14 protein-coding genes are annotated in these 17,520 nt (G+C 67.2%); 5 read left to right on the top strand and 9 right to left on the bottom strand.

The window, feature by feature from the left end; genetic code table 11:
- Window positions 1-2: 2 nt before the first annotated feature.
- From carA to HCH03_RS12315, 7 genes are all read right to left on the bottom strand, one after another.
- A complete protein-coding gene (gene carA / locus HCH03_RS12345; protein ID WP_185906359.1) occupies window positions 3-1,385 on the bottom strand; it encodes a glutamine-hydrolyzing carbamoyl-phosphate synthase small subunit in 1,383 nt (460 codons plus the stop codon).
- A 275-nt stretch (window positions 1,386-1,660) separates the two neighbouring features.
- Entirely contained in the window at window positions 1,661-2,191 is a 531-nt protein-coding gene (locus tag HCH03_RS12340) for a DUF2628 domain-containing protein (protein ID WP_221689746.1), read from the bottom strand.
- 137 nt (window positions 2,192-2,328) lie between these two features.
- Window positions 2,329-2,964: a molecular chaperone TorD family protein gene (locus HCH03_RS12335; protein WP_185906361.1), complete on the bottom strand. Its 636-nt coding sequence runs from the start codon at window positions 2,962-2,964 to the stop codon at window positions 2,329-2,331.
- A gap of 216 nt (window positions 2,965-3,180) precedes the next feature.
- Entirely contained in the window at window positions 3,181-4,104 is a 924-nt protein-coding gene (gene nrfD, locus HCH03_RS12330) for an NrfD/PsrC family molybdoenzyme membrane anchor subunit (protein WP_185906362.1), read from the bottom strand.
- A 5-nt stretch (window positions 4,105-4,109) separates the two neighbouring features.
- Window positions 4,110-4,733 carry a 4Fe-4S dicluster domain-containing protein gene (locus HCH03_RS12325; protein WP_185906363.1) on the bottom strand — a complete coding sequence of 208 codons (624 nt, stop codon included), beginning with the start codon at window positions 4,731-4,733 and terminating at the stop codon, window positions 4,110-4,112.
- Between the two features lie 15 nt (window positions 4,734-4,748).
- Window positions 4,749-6,980 (bottom strand): molybdopterin dinucleotide binding domain-containing protein, encoded by a 2,232-nt coding sequence (locus HCH03_RS12320; RefSeq protein WP_185906364.1) that lies wholly within the window; start codon window positions 6,978-6,980, stop codon window positions 4,749-4,751.
- A 111-nt stretch (window positions 6,981-7,091) separates the two neighbouring features.
- Window positions 7,092-7,868, bottom strand: a complete 777-nt coding sequence (locus HCH03_RS12315; protein ID WP_185906365.1) for a hypothetical protein — start codon at window positions 7,866-7,868, stop codon at window positions 7,092-7,094.
- Window positions 7,869-8,114: 246 nt separating this feature from the next.
- Here HCH03_RS12315 and HCH03_RS12310 point away from each other — a divergent pair, with 246 nt between their 5' ends.
- The 5 genes from HCH03_RS12310 (at window position 8,115) to HCH03_RS12290 (ending at window position 14,471) form a co-directional block, all read left to right on the top strand.
- A complete protein-coding gene (locus HCH03_RS12310) occupies window positions 8,115-9,620 on the top strand; it encodes a response regulator transcription factor (RefSeq protein WP_221689745.1) in 1,506 nt (501 codons plus the stop codon).
- A gap of 191 nt (window positions 9,621-9,811) precedes the next feature.
- Window positions 9,812-11,722 carry a hypothetical protein gene (locus tag HCH03_RS12305; RefSeq protein ID WP_221689744.1) on the top strand — a complete coding sequence of 637 codons (1,911 nt, stop codon included), beginning with the start codon at window positions 9,812-9,814 and terminating at the stop codon, window positions 11,720-11,722.
- Window positions 11,723-11,988: 266 nt separating this feature from the next.
- The gene (locus HCH03_RS16845) at window positions 11,989-13,296 is read left to right on the top strand and encodes a sensor histidine kinase (RefSeq protein WP_221689743.1); all 1,308 of its coding nucleotides are present in this window, start codon (window positions 11,989-11,991) and stop codon (window positions 13,294-13,296) included.
- Window positions 13,293-14,096 (top strand): response regulator, encoded by an 804-nt coding sequence (locus HCH03_RS12295; RefSeq protein ID WP_221689742.1) that lies wholly within the window; start codon window positions 13,293-13,295, stop codon window positions 14,094-14,096. The genes HCH03_RS16845 and HCH03_RS12295 overlap by 4 nt, the downstream gene beginning before the upstream one ends.
- Before the next feature lie 129 nt (window positions 14,097-14,225).
- Window positions 14,226-14,471 (top strand): hypothetical protein, encoded by a 246-nt coding sequence (locus HCH03_RS12290; RefSeq protein WP_221689741.1) that lies wholly within the window; start codon window positions 14,226-14,228, stop codon window positions 14,469-14,471.
- Window positions 14,472-14,577: 106 nt separating this feature from the next.
- Here HCH03_RS12290 and HCH03_RS16840 read toward each other — a convergent pair whose 3' ends face one another.
- Together HCH03_RS16840 and HCH03_RS12280 are read right to left on the bottom strand one after the other, a co-directional pair.
- Entirely contained in the window at window positions 14,578-16,083 is a 1,506-nt protein-coding gene (locus tag HCH03_RS16840; RefSeq protein WP_221689740.1) for a helix-turn-helix transcriptional regulator, read from the bottom strand.
- Window positions 16,084-16,359: 276 nt separating this feature from the next.
- Window positions 16,360-17,520: MFS transporter (locus HCH03_RS12280; RefSeq protein ID WP_221689739.1), on the bottom strand; the 1,161-nt coding region annotated here is incomplete at its 5' end.

Here is a 17,520-nt window from a genome sequence, read left to right as displayed (position 1 = left end):
GGCTACCGCCCCCCTTCGGTCGCAGACCCGTGTGCGGGCGCGCCCGCCACGGTGGCGGCTTGCTCGCCGAACGTCCAGCCGGCCAGGCGGTCGGCGGCGATGTCGATGTCGAGGTAGTCCTCGCGGCCGTCCATGAGCCGTCCGAACGCGGTGAACAGGTAGTGCGCGTCGGTGGGGCCGGGCGAGGCTTCGGGATGGTACTGCACCGAGAACGCTGGGATGTCCAGGAAGGCCACGCCCTCGGCGGTGCCGTCGTTCAGGTTCACATGCGTGAGGCGGATGCGGCCGAACCGCTCGTTGTCCACAACCGGCGCGATGCCGGCCCGCGCCCAGAAGCGCAGGTCGTCCTCGTGGCCCTTGAACCCGCCCGACAGCTCGGGCACGAGCGTCCCCAAGCTGGGGAACAACAGGCCGAAGCCGTGGTTCTGCGCCGTGATCTCCACGCGGCCGGTGAGCAGGTTCATGACGGGATGGTTGCCGCCGCGGTGGCCGAACTTGAGCTTCTCGATGCCTGCCCCGGCGGCCTTCGCGATCATCTGGTGCCCCAGGCAGATGCCGAACACCGGCACGCGGCCCAACAGCTTCTGCACCTGGGAGTACGTTCCCTCCACGGCCTCGGGGTCGCCGGGGCCGTTCGACAGAAACACGCCGTCGGGGTCCATGGCCAGCACGTCTTCGGCCGGCGTGTCCCACGGCACGACGGTCACGTCGCAGCCCGAGCGCACGAGGTTCTGCAGGATGGAGCGCTTCGCCCCGCAGTCGTAGGCGACGACGCGGTGGCGCGCCGGCGCGGGCTCGGCCACGGCGAACGCGTGGCTCGCGGGCAGCGCGTCCGCCGGGTGCGGCTCCGCGCACGACACGGTGGCCGCCAGGTTCTGCCCGACGAGGGGCTCGCTCGCGCGCACCTTGGCGAGGAGGCTGGCTTCGTCGACGTCGACGGTGGAGAGCACCGCGCGCTGAGCGCCGTGGTCGCGCACGTGACGGACGAGGGCGCGGGTGTCGACGCCCTCGACGGCCACCACGTTGTGCTCGCGCAGGTAGTCGGGAAGGCTCGCGGTGCTGCGCCAGTTCGACGGCGTGGCGCACATATCGCGCACCACCAGCCCGCGCAGCGCCGGCTTGTCCGCCTGCGCGTCTTCGGGGTTAACGCCGTAGTTGCCGATCTGGGGGTACGTCATCGTGATGATCTGCCCGGCGTAGGACGGGTCGGTGATCACCTCGAGGTAGCCCTCGAGCGACGTGTTGAAGCATATCTCGCCGTACACCTCGCCGGGTGCCGCGCACGCCGTGCCGCGGAACACCGCGCCGTCCTCCAGCACGAGCGCCGCCGGCGCGGGCGCGGGCTTCGACGTGCCCTCCAGCAGCTTGTTCGCTATCTCGCTCAAAATCTTCCTTCCGCTCGGGCAGCATATACGAAAAAACGCCTTCGTCGGGGACAAAGGCGCACGTGGTCCTGGGAAAGCTATGCTGCGCACCTTGTCGGTCTCTCCGTACCGCCTTAAAGGTCGCAAGCTAGTATACGACTATTTAGATGATTATGCTTGTGATTTGCATTATTTTCGGTGTTTCGGCAATAAATATGCAGTTTTGAAACAAGCGGAGGAAACCGCCTCGGCGCGGTGCGAACGGAAGGGAACGCGGTTAGGGAGGATACGGCGGCTCAGAAGGCCGAGACGCGGGGCGCGGCCGCCGGGGACGCGACGAGGCCCGTCAAGGCCACCTCGGCGCATGCGAGCGCGACAGCGACGGCCAGCAACGCGACGACGCCGACCCAGCTCGTGCCGCCATGGGCGCGCACGTACGCGACCGCCTCCCGCTCGCTCGCCGCGCCTTGCGCGAACGCCTTGGCGTGCAGCCGGTCGGCGCGCCAGCGGTACAGGTACGGGAAGGCGAAGCCCAGCACCACGCAGGTGACCAGGCTCAGCAAGGCCCAGAGAAAGCTTTCGGGCAGGAAGCCCGCAAGCACGTTGAACGCCACGAGCACGGCCGCCTCCGCATAGCACTTGCGGTACGCCCAGTACAAGGGCCCTAGGAAGAACGTGCACCAGCTGAAGCCGCCGTCGCGAACCTTGCCCAAGAGCGTCCAGTCGGGAGCGCCGTCCGGACCCGCGACGAGCGCCTCGTAGCGGTCGGCCTCAGGAGGAACCCAGCCCTCGGCGCCGCCCTGCCCATTTGTTCCAAAATCGTCCATGTCCGCAGTATACGCCATCCGAAACCGGCAGGGGTCGGCAACCGGCGACGCCGGCGGGCCGTCCGGCGGTTTCGGAAGGCGCGCTCCCGCCCAAAAGCCCGCGCGTCGAGGGAGCCTGTAACCGGCCGCTTGCAGCGCTATGCCGCCGCGAGCGACTCCACCGCCTCGGCTGCCAGGGCGGCCGTGCGGGCGTAGAAGTCGTCGTCGGCCGCGCGCAGGCAGTGGGCGGCCTTGCCAAACCATGCGGCCGCGTGCTCATGCGCGAACTGGCGCAGCAGCTCCGCGGCGCGCTTCGCTGCCTCGGGATCGCCCTGCGCCGCATTCGCCCCTGCGCGGGCGAGGAAGGCCATGAACGCCAGCTCGCACGCCATCGAGTCGGGCTTCAGCGACTTCACGGCCGGAGCGAACCCTTCCATGGCACGGTAGTCGAACCCCACGGCACGGTAGCACTTGAGAACGTGGTCGGCCCTGGTACCCGTCGCGGGAGCGTACGTCACACGCCCGCCCTCCTCCACGGCGCCGCGCACGCTGCTCTCGACGAGCGGCACGTAGAAGGGGCTCGTGGGCACGAAGAAGCGGTCGGAATATCGTTGCGCGAGCGCGGCGTCGGACTCGACGGCGTCGAAGCGCTCGTCGCCCAGCGCGCGGGCCACGCGAGCCATATCCCCCACCACCCGCTCGGAAGGCTCGTTTACGAGCGCCTCGGCGCAGGCTTCCGCGATGACGGAGAAGCCGCGCAGCTCATCGGCCGGCAAGGGTGTTGCATCGTTCAAGGTCGAACCTCCCAATCGATAAGGAAACGATAGTCGCACCGGTTGATCCGCAGGGGCGATATCCCGACAGCCGCCGTGCGCGGTTCGGGAAGGGGAACCGCCGCTGCTTTTCCGGCTTCGCCGGAACGGGCGATCAGGAGATCGCCCCTACGGGGCAACCAGCGAGAGCGAAGGGTGGAAGGGCCTGCGGGCCCTTCCACCCAGCAGCGCGCGCCTCTAGGCGAACGCGACCGCCAAGGCGGCCATGATCACCAGGTAGCGCAGCATGAAGCCGCCCACGAGCACGCCGGCTTCGCCCACGAGGGCAAGCGCCTTGCCCGAACCCGGAGCGACCGCCGCGGCACCGTCAGCGGCAGCTTCGGAAACGGCGGCCTTCGGGGCGCCGGACTTCCCGCGCCGCGCCAGCTCCAGCGCGAACGGCAGCACCAGGCCCACGCACACGAACCCGAGCCAGAACGGCACGGCGTACGCACCGGAAAGCAGGTTCGCCACCGAAGCCGACGCCGCGGCCGCGGCCGAGCCCGACGCGGAGGCCGTCACGCCCAGCAGGGCCGCCACCAGCACGAGTTCCAGCACGGGCAGCACGAGGCCGGCCTTGGGAAGCGCCGGCAGCGCCTCGGCCTCGTCGGGCGCGACCAGGTGCGTGACGAACAGCACCGCGGCCATGCCGGTGGAGGCCGCCGAAACCACGAACAGCACCGGCAGCAGGGCCATGTTCCACAACGGGAACGCCACCCCCGCATCTCCCAGCAGCACGCCGGTGTAGGCGGCCACGCACACGGCCAGCAGCGCGCCTGCGACGTCGAGCGCCTTCGGCGTCTTCTTCCGCACCAGCAGCAGCGCCAAGTCGACCACGCTCACCGCCAAGAACACGCTCAGGATGACGACGCCCCAAGCCATGACGGAGTTCAGGTTCGACACCAGCATGAAGAACCGCAGCGGGTTGTTGAACCCGGCCTTCGCGTCCACCACGAGCACGAGCGTGCCCACAGCCACGGCTACCGGCGCGATGACGAAGGCGATCTTCTTCATGCGCGGCGCCGGTTTCTTCGCCCAGTTCGAAAGCGCGCCCAGGACGAACGCCCCGGCCCCCAAACCGGCCAGGAACAGATAGATTGCTATGAATGCGTCCCAAACCATCTCGATCACCCCTCGTACGGCCGCATGACGTTGCCGCCGCGATGGATGGCGGACGCAACCGGCATGGCTTCGGTTTCTTTAAGGCCGATGTAGCGCAGCGCGGGGTGCAGGCCCAGGTCCTCGTAGAGCACCTCGCCGCCCAACGCACCGGCCAGGCGCTTGGAGATGTCGCTCTCCGGGTCGTTCAGATCGCCGAACGTGCGGGCGTAGCCCACGCACGTGCTCACGCAGGCCGGCAGCAGCCCGACGCTCGTGCGGTGGTGGCAGAACGTGCATTTCTGCACCTCTCCGGACTCCAGCTGGTAGCGCACCTGGTACGGGCACGCCGCCATGCAGTACTTGCACCCGATGCACTTGTCCTGGTCGATCTGCACCGTGCCGTCGTCGGCTCGATAGCTGGCGCCCGTGGGGCACACCTTCACGCAGGGAGCGTCCTCGCAGTGGTTGCACTGCTTGGGCACGTTCGCGCGCGCGATGCGCCCGTCCGGCCGCTCCACGTCGAAGCTCTCGATCCAGGTGTTGAACGCGCCCAGCGGCACGTCGTTCTCGCGCTTGCAGGCCACGGTGCACGCGTTGCACCCGATGCACAGGGATAGGTCAATCAGCATGCCAAGCTTTTTCTCACTCATGATCGCACACCCCCCTTATGCCTTCTCGATTTTGAACATGCCGCCGCAGCGTCCCGGGCTCGCCGCGTCGTTCTCGGCGATGATGCTGATGACGTCGTCGCCGGTCACGCCCGTGACGGTGGGGTCGAGCATCTGGTGGATGCGCACGCCGGCCGCGACGGCCGGATCGCCCTTGGTCACCGCGCCGTCCACCTCGATGTCCTGGGCGCCGTAGTTCTGGTGCCCGTAGCCGAACGCGAGGGCGAATGCGCCCTTCGTCTGGCCGGCGCGCACCATGGCGATGCCCTCGCTCACGTCGCCGAGCGGCGTGGTGGCGCGAACCTTGTCGCCGTCCTTGATGCCGAGGGCGACCGCGTCCTCGCGGTTGAGCTCGATGTAGTTGTGGCTGCACAGATCCCGCATGACGGGGCTGTTCGACAGCATGGATATCGAGCGGAAGCGGGGCTTGTGCTCGGAGGCCCCGAACGGGTACTCCTCGCGCGAGAAATGGTCGGTCATGGGCGAGAGGTCGGTGAACGTCTCGGGGTTGTAGCCGAACACGCCCGGCAGGCGCTTGCCCGAGTAGCAGTTCTTGTTCAGCGCGCGCTTCTCGCTGTAGTAGTACGTCTGGTTCTCCTTCTCGAAGCCGCGGCTGCGGCGCCCGTCGGCGTCGTGCACGTAGGACATGGGCCAGTAGCGCCCGCCGCGCGAGAGCACGTTGAGCACCTTGGGCCACTCCTCGGCGGTGACGGCGGCTTTGAAGCTTTCGGGCAGCTCGTCGAGGGCCTGGACGCGCATCTCCTCGTCGGAGATGTCGGCCACCGGCTCTTCGGCGTACGCGAGGTTCGCGACCGCCTTCAGGTAGAAGTCGCAGGCGTCGCGCAGGGGCCACGCCTTGCCGTCGGCGTCCTTGATAGCGTTCTCGCCCCAGCCGGGCAGCTCGCACGCCTGGGCCACGTCGGCCAGGAACGTCTCCCAGCTGGCATGGCGGCCGTCGTCGAGCAGCATGCTCTCCGGCTCCTTCACCTGCCAGCGCACGGTGGTGCCAAAGCCGGTGAACGTGGTGCCCGTGGTGGGCAGGCCGAAGCTCTCGTAGGGAGTCACGTCGGGCACGATGTAGTCGGCGTACTGGGCATGCTCGCCCACGAAGACGTCGCACACGATGTGCAGCGGCAGCACCTCGGGATCGCACAGGCGCTCCACGACCTCGTCTCGCATGGCGCCCGGCGTGGCCTGCAGCGTGTTGCACATGAAGGAGGTGAGGATCTTCGCCTGGTAAGGATAGCGGTTCACGATGGAGAGCAGCGCCTGGCTGTCGGATGCCGCGCCGTTGCCGAACCAGGGCATGAGCGGCTTGGGGTCCTTCTCGCCCGCCGCCACGCGATTCTTGTACTCGTCGGTCTTCTCCCACGCCTTCACCGTGCGCGAGATGTAGGTGGCGTTCTTGGTGGAGACGTCGGGCTTGCCGGCGATGGTGCCCAGCTTGTAGCGCGCGCCGTTGCCCGCCGTGGTGGGAGCCGGGCTGTTGGGGGCGTTGCCGCCGATCATCTGGTTCGCGCCGATGATGGCGTGCAGCACCGCCGCGCCCATGACCGTGTCGATGCCGTTGACCGAGGCGGCCGAGCCGCCCTTGTGGCAGATGCCCGCGCGCGTGCCGTGGGAGGTGTACTCCTTGGCTATGCGCTCCAGATCCTCCACGGACACGCCGGTGATCTCGGAGTACTCCTCCATGGTGTACTCGTTGACCGAGTCCTTGAGCAGCGAGAAGCCGGTGCGCACCTTCACGCCGTTCACTTCGCCCTCGAACTCGAGCGCGCCCTTGCCGCATGCGGAGTGCACGGCGGGCTGGCCCGTGGCGGCATCGATGACGACGAACTGGTCGAGCGCCTTGCCGTCCTTGTCCTTCTCCTCGGGCGCGTCGATGCCGGCGTCGGCAGCGCGCATGAGCTTGAGGTGGTTGGGATGGCCCTCGTCGACGATGACGAGGTACGTGGCGTTCGTGTAGGCGCCAAAGCCGCCTGCGACGGCCGCCTTCTGCGTGGTGAACGAGAGGGCGTCGGCATCGTAGGTCTTGTCCGCGATGATCTTCTGCACGAGGGCCGCGCAGAAGGCCGCGTTCGTGGCCGGCTTGATGGGTATCCAGTTGATGCCCGGGATGGTGGGCGTGACCGAGCCGTTGGCCAGCGTGCAGTCGATGACGTCGATCTTCAGCTTGCCGGCGGCCAGGTTCGCGAGCGTGCGCTTGCCGGAGCTTTGGAAGTTGATCATGCTGCCGCCGGGGAAGGCGCCCAGCCAGATTGCGTATTCGGCCTCTTCGGGTTCAGGTGTGAGGCCGTTATCACCTTTTGATGCCAGCGAACTCGCTGAGTTGGCGACCGCTCAACTGCTGGCGTGCCCGTAGGCGTTGATCGTGCCGAACGTCGAGGCGAAGCGGCTCGAGAAGTTGCCGCGGCCGTCGGAACGGCTTCCCAGCATGACCAGCTGGTTGGACACGGGGCCGAGGCTCGGCTCGTCGGGGTTCAGGGGCGTTTCGGTGTCGTGCAGCGCCTTGAAGCCCATGATGTCGCGGTCCTCTCCGATGTCGGCGAACAGCTTGCCGCCCTCGGTGACCTCTTTGATGAGCTGATCCCATCCGATGGCCTTCCACTTGCCCTCGCCGCGCTTGCCGGCGCGCTTGAGGGGCGCGGTGATGCGGTCGGGCTGGGTGTAGCCGTCGAGCGTGCCGTTGCCGCGCCCGCACACCGTGCCGCGCAGCAGGTTGCCTTTGCCGTTGGCGTAGCTGAGCGACTGGTAGGCCTCCGTGAGCGGCGCCTCGAAATCAAGGAACGGGTACGCGTCGGCCGGGTTGTAGGGGTTGCCCCCCACGCCCAGCACGCTGCCCGTTTCCCGGTCGAGCTTCACGCGGTTGCCGCACGAGCAGTAACAGCCCACGCAGCCGGAATAGCGCACGACCACGTCCTCGTTGACGGCCACCTCCCCCGTCTTGGGGTCGACGCTCGCCTCGACGGGCTTGCCCTTGGCGGGCGCCGGGAACGCGGACTCCGCCGCCACGGCGGCCGTGGGCTGGGTCCCGAGGGTCGCTCCCGCAACCGTCAAGGCGCCGAGCGCCCCCATCGCCTCGACGAACGTTCGCCGGTCGATGTTTTTCGATCCCATACTCTCCTCCTCCTTCGTTGTAGCGATCGAACACAACGGTTGGCAAGTCTAGGCGGGAGGAAGCGCCGCTTCATCACCTGAACGAGGCGTTTTGCCCCGGTAACCTCGTCTAAACGCCTCACCTGATCCAGGTGAAGTTTTCGTTTTCCCCGTTCAAGTACGAGTTGAGCGAAAAGAGCCCGCTTTCAGGGCGTGGCGGGGCGCACCGGCCATGCTCTATAATCGACAGCGGGGGTGGAAAGCAATATGAAGGAATACTATCGGCGGAACCTGCCGCTGTACCGTCACGAGACCATCGGGTTCGCGCTCTTTTTGGCGTGGGTGTTCTGCACACTGTTCGGGTGCGGCCTGGCCACGCACGACACGGCCATCGACGGCACGTTCACCACGTACAACCTGGAGCGCATCTGGATGGTGAGCGGCCTGTTCGAAGGGCTGGGAGGCGCGGCCGGGCTTATCGCCTCGCGCTTCGTGCGCGATCCCGACCGCCTGGTGCGCCGGCGCGCCTTCGGAGCAACGGCGCTCGCCTGCGCCGTCTTGGGCAACGTGCTCACCTGGTTCGCGTGGACCGACCGCTTCGGCGCGGCCTGGGCGTTCCACGTGCCGGGCGGCGCGCTCACGGGCGTCGCCGTGGCGCTGTTCGCCATGCTGTGGAGCGACCGTCTGGGATCCTACGACGAAGCGCACGTGGAGTTCGCCATACCCTTGTCGTTCACGGTGTCCTTCGTGCTGTACTCCGTGCTGCTGTTCACGAAGCGCGGGTCCATCCCGTTCCTCGCGCTGCTGCTGGCCATGATCGCCCTCTCGTTCTGGCTCGCCTGCCGCCGCCCGGCCGAGGCGCGCCCATGCGGATCCGAGGCGCGCGCGACGCTGCCGCCCCATCGCGGAATGCTCTCGTTCTGCCTGCTCGTGTGCTTGTCGTGGGTGCAGGTGGCGTTCTTCCGCGTCGTGTCCACGCCGGCCATCATGGGAGACCGCGTCACCCACTTCCTCATACCCTTCTCCTGTGCCTGCGCGCTCTCCATCGTCATGCTCGTGCTGTGCCTGCGCATGTCGCGCTACCTGAACCTGTCGCTGGCCTACCGCTGGAGCCTGCCGCTGTTCATGCTGAGCTACGTGCCCATCCTGGTGGACTACGGCAACCCCATGCTGCGCCTGGCGGCGTATTCCATCAACTTCCTGGGCATGTTCGGCGTGCAGTTCGGCTGCTGGCTGGGAGCCTGCAAGTACCTGAGGCGCTCGGGCAGCGGGGCGCTCGCGGTGTTCGGCACCTACGCGCTCGGCGAAGGGATCGGCATTTTCGTCGGCTGCCTGGTGGGGCTGTTCGCCATGGAGTCGCTGGAGACGAAGGGGCTCGTGGTGCTGTCGGCCGTCATCATGACGATCGTGCTGTTCACCATCATGGTGACGGGCTTCAACCCCAATTGGGTGCTCAACCGCACCCGCGAGCGCGGGGATGCGGACGATGCGGGAACGGTCGCCGGCGACGGGGCGCCCGACCTGACCGCGCTGTTCGAGCAGGAGGCGTGCGCGCTGCAAGCCGCCTACGACCTGACGAACCGCGAGACGGACGTGGCGGCCCTGCTCTTGGCCGGCCGCAGCCGTCCCTACATCCGCGACGAGCTCACCGTTTCCATCAACACCGTGAGCTCGCACGTGCGCAGCATCTTCTCGAAATGCGGCGTGCATTCCCAGCAAGAGCTCATCGACCTCGCGCGCAAGGGCTCGGGAGAAACGGACGGCAAAGCGTAGCGCGACCCCGGACGAACGTCGAGCGCTCCGCTCCGGCGAAGGCGGGTCGGAGCGCGCTCGCCGCATCTTTGTTGCACTTTTGTTGTCATCCCTTCCCTACCATGGTGCCCAGGTATCACACGGCTGAAGCGCGAAGCGCCGAGGAGTCGGTCACGGGCTTCGGTCGCTTTCGAGGAATGGGGAGGTACACGATGGGATCAGCGAGGAAAATCGGGTCGTTCGCCTGCGCGGGACTGCTGGCGTTCTCGCTCGGCGTCCCGTTCGCCTGGGGCGAGCCGGCGGAACCGGCCGAACCGGACAGCGGGCAGCCGAAGGCCGCGCAAGAGGAGCCGAGCGGCGGCGCGCTGGGCGCCAACCAGGCCGAAGGGACGAACGGCGCTCTGGACGAAAACGGACCTGCCGGCGAAACGGGGCCGGCCGCCCTGTCGAACGACGTTCTGCCCGAAGGCGCGAACGGCGATTCGAACGGGATCGAACCCGCTGACAACGAGGTGTTCGATCCGTCCAAGATTCCGGCGGCAACCGAAGGCGACTCCCGCGGCGTGTGGGTTCGCGTGGCCCAAGACCCGAACGACACCAGCGCCGTGGTCGTTTCGGCCCTGCTTTCGGATTCAGCTCCCAGCGACTGGACCGGAGCTGTCGCCGTCGACAAGGAAAAAGGCTTGGCGAGCGCGGATCCCTCTGTCGCCTTGGGCCGCGATCTGCACCTCGTGGTCGATGCGGTGCCGTCGAAGGCCAGCGAGCCGGACGGCGAGTCGGTGTCGCATGCCGTCGAGCTCTACTTCGGCAACCTCAACCTGTCGGGCAGCACGATGTCGCTCGCGTTCAATGCGACCCTCCCGGAAGGCGAGGATCCGAGCCTCTCGTTCAACGCCGCGGGCGGCGGAACCCTGCAGGTCGGCCGCCTCGACGGGTTCGGCGATGCCGGCGTCATGGTCGGCTGCCCGCTCGTGCTGGGCTCTGCAGCCGACAATGCGGCAAGCGAGGTCGGCCAGCTCATCGTCATGGACCTCGCCGGCATGGGCGACGCGATGAAGGACCTGATCGGCGATATGGGCGGCTCCGGCGAGAGCGGCGGTTTGGGCGACCTCGGCGATTTGGGAGGTCTGGGCGGCCTCGGCGGCGGAGACGCTTCGGGGGGCCTTGGCGGCCTCGGCGATCTGGGCAGCATGTTCCCCGGCTTCTCCGGCTCGCTCGCCAACAACGGGGCCCTGCGCGTCGGGTCGGCCATATTCCTCGGCTCGCCGCTGGTCAACAACGGCTCCATCGTTGTGAGCGGCGCCTGCCAGGCCATGATGGGCGGCAACGTGGAGAACGGCCGGAACGCCCACTTCGTGTGCGAGGAGGGCTCGCAGTTCCAAGCGCAGCTCGCCAAGATAAGCAACAACGGAACCATGCGGTTCTCCGGCAGCGTGGCGCAGCTCATGTACGCGCCGGTCGTCAACAACGGCGAGCTGCGGTTCGCCGCGCAGATGCAGTCGTTCGGCAGCGTTTCCTCGGGCGACATGTCCGCCATGCCGGCAGGGTTCATGACGAGCATCCAGAACAACGGCATCATGACCGTGTCGGGCAAGACCCGTTTCATGAAGGACGCCCCTGTGACGAACGCCTCCGGCGCGGACCTCACGCTCGAGGGAGCGCCTCTGGACGTGTACTCGTACCGGTTCGATAACGCCGGCACGCTGCGCAACGCAGGCGAGCTGAACCTGTACGGGCCGCTTTCCAATGCGGGGTCGTTCGACAACGCGGGGCTCATAACCCTCAAGCAGAACTTCGACGACGAGACCGGCGCGCTCGACTCGGTCGGCTCCATCGTCGATGAAGGCGGCACGTACGGCAACGGCGAAGGCAAGGGCCGCGTGGTGAGCGAGGTGCCGGTAGGCGATGCCGAGCGCGCCATCCTCGAGCGCCTAGGCGCGTTGACCGTGCCCGCTGCCGAGCCTGCCACAGACACCGTTGATGGGAAGAAGCTGGCCTCCACCGGCGACGGCGCGACCCCCTTCGTTGCGGGCGCATCCGCCGTCGCGGCCGGCGCCTGCGCCGCAGCGGCCGGCCTGCTCTCGAAGAGGCGTTCGGACGGCATGCCGGGCGCGCGCCGCTAAGCGACATCGCTTGAGACCTTTCGACGGGGCGGCTGCAAACGCGGCCGCCCCGTCGCCGTTGCGGCGCCTCCGCGCTGCTACAATGATCACCGTTCGAGGCACCCGCTTTACGCGCAACGCCTTGCCGTCGCAAGGTCGCCCCAAGCGAACGGGACGGAGCGCCAGGGCCCGCGACCAGCCCCATGAGAAGGGGCCCTCGACTCCGCAGCGCGTTCATTTGAAACGGCGAGCGCGCTGCGCCTCACGACGCCGGCAAAGGAGGAGTGGTGCATCAGTTCAATATCGCGCTGGACCTCTACAGCGCCCTCCTATGCCTGGTACTGGGCGTCTACGTGCTGGTCAGCGGGGACCGGCGCGATCGCGCGAACCTCTGTTTCGCCGGCATCTGCGCCTGCAACGCCGTCATGGCCCTGGGCGACATGACCTCGTGGATGTTCGCCGCCCCGCTCGACGGCGTCGAGCACGCCGTGATGCTGGTCGGCACGTTCTCGTTCTACGTGGCGCCCGCTCCCCTGTTCATGTTCTTCACCAGCTACATCACGGCTTACCTCGGCAAGCGCACGACCCTTCCCCACGACTACCTGCGCCTCTCCGTCGCGCTGTTCGCCCTCTACACGGCAGGCTGCGTCGTCTCCCTGTTCAACGGCATGTTCTTCCGAGTCGACCCCGCGACCGGCTACGAGCGCGGGCAGCTGTTCTGGCTGGCGCAGGTGGTGCCCGTGATACTGCACTTGCGCAACGCCGCCATCGTCGTGCGCCATCGCGGCTGCCTCGAGCGCAAGGAGCTGCTGGGCTTTGCCAGCTACATCGCCCTGCCCATCGTGGCCGAGGTCGTGCAGGTGGCCTTCTACGGCATCGCGCTCATGAACACGGCCGTGGCGCTGGCCATCCTGCTGGTGTTCCTGAGCATCCAATCCGAGCGCAAAGCGCTTCTGGCCCAACGCGAGCGCGAGCTGGCAGAGGCGCGATCCGACATCATGCTGAGCCAGATCCAGCCGCACTTCCTGTACAACACGCTGGCAGCCATCCGCGAGCTGTGCGCGAGCGACCCCGCCGAGGCGGCGCGCACGGTGACGGACTTCTCGTCGTTTCTGCGCGAGAACATGGCTTCGCTCACCAGCAAGCAGCCCATCCCCTTCGAACGCGAGCTGCGGCACACGACAACCTACCTCAACCTGGAGCAACGCCGCTTCGGCGACCGGCTGCGGGTGGAGTTCGACATCGCGTCGCGCGACTTCGAACTGCCGCCGCTCGCCGTGCAGGCGCTGGTCGAGAACGCCGTGCGCCACGGGGTGTCGCCGCGCGAGGAAGGCGGATGCGTGCGCGTTTCGTCGCGCGACGACGGCGACGAGCACGTGGTGGAGGTGCGCGACGACGGCATGGGGTTCGACTCGGCCGCCGCGCCGGACGACGAGCGCATCCACGTGGGCATCCAGAACGTGCGCGTGCGGCTGGCGGAAGGCTGCGGGGGAACGCTCGACGTGCGCAGCGCGCCGGGCGAGGGCACGGTGGCCGTCATCCGCATCCCCCGCACGCCGCGGGAACCCGAGCATACCGACAGGAGGCATCCATGAACGTCATCGCCATCGACGACGAGCCGCTCGCGCTCAAGGACCTCGTTCGCACCTTGCACGGCGTGATGCCCGCATGCGAACCGCTCACGTTCGCCACGCCGAGGGCGGCGCTCGAGCACGCGCGCCGCGAACCCGTGGACGTGGCGTTCCTCGACATCGAGATGCCGGGCATGAGCGGGCTCTCGCTGGCGAAGGAGCTCAAGGACCTGTACCCCGACCTGCACGTCGTGTTCGTGACGAGCTACAGCCAGTACGCGGTGGACGCGTTCGCGCTCCACGCAACCGGCTATCTGCTCAAGCCGGTTCATGCCGAGGACCTGGCGCGGGAGCTGACGTTCATCTACGAGCATCGTGCGGGCAACCCGCGCAAACGCGTGCGCGTTCAAACGTTCGGCGGCTTCGAGATCTTCGTGGACGATGCGCCGCTCGCCTTCAAGCGATCGAAATCGAAAGAGCTGCTGGCGCTTTTGGTCGATCGCCACGGCGGCAGCGTGTCGGCGCGCGAGGCCTGCGCCCTTCTATGGGAAGACGCCCCGCACAACGCGTCGCAGCGCAGTTACTACCAAACCATCGTCGCCGACCTGCGCTCCGCGCTCGCGAGCGTCCAGGCGGACGACGTGCTGGTGAAGGCGTGGAACAGCCTGGCGGTCAACCCCGACCTTCTCGATTGCGACAGCTACCGCTTCCTCGAGGGCGATCCCGCCGCCATCAACGCCTACCGCAACGATTACCTGCCCTCGTATTCGTGGGCCGAGTTCTCGGTGGGCGCCTTCCACAAAGGCGCGCGGCCGAGCGCCTGACCCGTCTGCGCCCGGTTTGAAACTATCGGGCAACTACGTCCTTTCCCCACTATCATGTGTTGCACTTTTGTTGTCCCCCTTTCTGTATGGTTGCATTTGTGTATCAACCAACCAAGAAAGGAGACAACTATGAGAGAGCTTTCAGGAACGGCGAAGGCAGGGTACTTCCTCATCGGTTTGTTCGGGAGCTTTCCCGGCGTGCTCTTCGCCTGGCTCGTGGGAAAAGACGGATGGGGCTGGAGCGAGGGCGGAAAGATGTTCGCCTGGATCGGGTGCCTGTTCTTCGTCATCCTCTCCATCATCATGACGCTCACCGGCAGCTTGGTGGCCGTCTTGGCGCTGCTCACCGGCAACGGCACCGTGACCATATCCTAAAAACCACCGGCGTGGGAATCCGCGCCGCAGCCGTCAACGACCGGTTCGCGGGCGACCGAGGCACGGCCCAACGGCTTGCCCGCTCGCGAACCGCCTCTTGCCGACCCTACACCGGGAGCACCGGGGAATCGGCATCCTCAACGTAGGCTTCCACGAAGTCGATGACCTTCTGCTGGGTGTGGATGTCCAGCTTGGTGTACACGTGGTACATGTGGGTTTTCACCGTGTACGGGGACAGGACCAGCTTGTCGCGGATATAGGCCGCGTTCCTTCCCTTGGCCATGAGGGAGAGGACCTCCGTCTCGCGGGCGGACAGCCCGAACCGGCGGGCGATGAACGCGATGCGGCGTTGGAACGCCTCGTCTTCGCTCGGCCTGTCCGCCGCAGCCGGCTCCCCCCTAGCCTGCTCGGCAGCTTGCGGGCCCTCAGCTTTCAGGTGGTGGTTGTCGACCGGGAAGAACACCATCACCACCAGCACCAGCACGATCACCATGGCGAGGAACAGCAGCGTGAACTCTCCGGCGCCGACGCCGTACAGAACCGTGAAGCCCGCCGCCAGGGCCCATCCTGCCGCGAAACCGGACGCGGCGAAGATGACCCTCTGAGGAAGCTGGCGGAACACCGGCACGTCGTATTCCAGCATGCCCTTCTTGACCATGTGCTCGTAGTTCACGGACAGGAACGCCGCCCATGATGCGACGACGCAGCAGGCGCAAACCGGTTTCGCCCCTTCGGGCACGAAGGGGTACACGACGCAGGTGACAACGTCCACCGCCAGAAGCAGGCGCTGGAACACCACGATGTTGGTCTTCACGCCCAGGCAATCGAACACCAGAACCAGCAACGCGCCCGCCATCGCGCTGGCCAAGCCGAGGAACAAGACGAGCAGCTCACCGTTCGCCAACACGCAGAAGCCCAAGCCGAACACCATGTTGAACGTGACGAGCGACGGCTCGATCTCGCGCACGTTCTGACGCGTCCACGTGTCGACGGGCGGATGGCTTGCCCGGGGGCGGCTCTTCACCTCGTCGCGCGAGGCGACGAAGTGCAGCAACCCGACGGAAGCCAACCCGAAAACGGCGCTGAAGGCCGCTTGGGCGGCAAGGGGCAAGAAGGCGATCGACGCGAACAGCGCGCATCCGCTCAAAACGCCGAGCGAGTAGAACCGCGCCAGGCGCTCGCAGCGGAAAAGCGAGGGCGCATCGAGCCAGCCGTTGGTGACGAAGGCGGCGCCGACGCCCGCCAGGAAGCAGGCCGCAGTCTGGATCGGAGCAGAGGGGATCGTGCCGCATGCGGCGCAGAGCGCCGTCGCCGGGACGAGCGCCAGGCACGCCGCGTCGAACAAAAGGACGGCGGGGCGATACGGGCTGAAGCGCGGGCTTTTGGCCAGCATCCACTGACCGGCGTAGCCCGCCGCAAGCCCCAGGAACGCGAACAGCTGGACGACGCCGCGCAACCCGGCGCCCCCTCCCCTTCCAGCCGCTTCGAACGAAAGGGGCACGAGCCAATAGAAGGCGCAGAACATCCACGCGAAGAAAAGCCCGCATCCGCAAAGAGCGAGGAGTTCCAAGGAGCTGATCTGCTGTTTCGAAACAGTCACATCGCCGCGCACGTCCAACCCTTCCGTAGCAAGAGCATTCGCGACCGCGATTCGAACCCCCGGCTTGCCCCCTCGAGGGATCTCGTCAAAACAAATACCGCGGCGTTCGAAGCGAACAAGCTGATTCTACTACAGAAGAGACCGTCCACGTTCCGTCTATTTCAAAGAACTCCCTGCTTATGCACGAGAAAGCAAGGAGATCGGAGGGGCTTTGCCGGCAGCGTCCCGCCTCCCGAAGGCGATGGCCGGGAGCGCGGTCGCCCGCGCCCCCCTATCTTGCGCGCCGCTTCAAGCGCGGGCGCCATCCCCTTCGAAAGCTTCGACGTCATCCGAAGGCGCACCGCGCCCTTCGTCCTCGTCGAACACCGGCGGCTTCGTGGCCACGTAGATTATCCAGCAAACCAGGCCGCACACCGCCGTGACCGCACACAGCGGCGCCACGTTCGTCCACACCTGGGCCTCGCCGATGACGTAGCCCACGACCGGCGTGCACAGCAGGTTCGAGATGCCCTGGAAGAAGATGATGATGGCCATGCCGATGGGCATGGTGACGCGCTTGGGCATGGTCACGGGCACCATCGACCACACCACCCCGCTCGTCCAGCCGCTCTCCAGGCCCAGGAGCACCAGGTAGTAGGGCAGGTACTCGTAGGGGATAAGGAACGCCCCCACGTAGAAGAACGCGCAGAAGCCGGCGATGACCACCATGACGTTGCGCGCCTTGATGGTCTGGAACCTCCCCAGCAGAAACGCCGTCACGAGCGCCATGGGGATGGAGGCCGCGAAGCCGAGCGAGGCCATCGAGCCTCCCGCGACCCCGGCCTGCGCCTGGGCCGCCGCCATGTCCATCCCGCCCGCCACCATCTTGCCCAGCTCGATCTCCTGCACGTAGTTGGGCACCCATGTGAGCACCGAGAGCGACGTGAACATGAGGAAGCAGAAGCCCAGGCCGAACAGCCACATGCGCTTGACCTTGAACCCCTCCAAGAGGATGGAGGCCGGGCGATGGGCGGGCCGGCCCGTCTCGCGCTCCTTCTTCGCGGCGATGCCGCGCCCTGCGTGGGGCACGCTCACGAACAGCGCGAACACCACGAACGCCACGAGGGCGAGCACGTCGGAGAACCACCACCACGCGTGCCAGTTGTGCGGGTCGCCGGTGAGGGCCAGGGCCACGGGCACGCCGATGTTGTAGGCCAGCGTGCTCCCCACGACGTACCACAGGTTCCAGATGCCCATGGGAAGGCCGGCCTTCTCGCGGGGGAAGTACATGGAGATGACGGTGGTGGCCACCACGCCCATCATGGCCACGCCGATGCCCTCCAGCAAACGCCCGACGATGAGCTGGGCGAAGGAGGTCGCGGGCGCGCCGACCGCGCACCCGACCACCATGAAGGCCAGCCCGAACAGGCCGATGCGCTTCGGGCCGAAGCGGTTGAGCAGGAACGCCGA

Source organism: Gordonibacter massiliensis (ex Traore et al. 2017) (assembly GCF_019731765.1).
In the GTDB taxonomy this organism is placed as follows: Bacteria; Actinomycetota; Coriobacteriia; order Coriobacteriales; family Eggerthellaceae; genus Gordonibacter; species Gordonibacter massiliensis.
The sequence above is the reverse complement of the archived record's forward strand: the minus strand, read 5'-3'. Positions and strand labels throughout refer to the sequence as shown.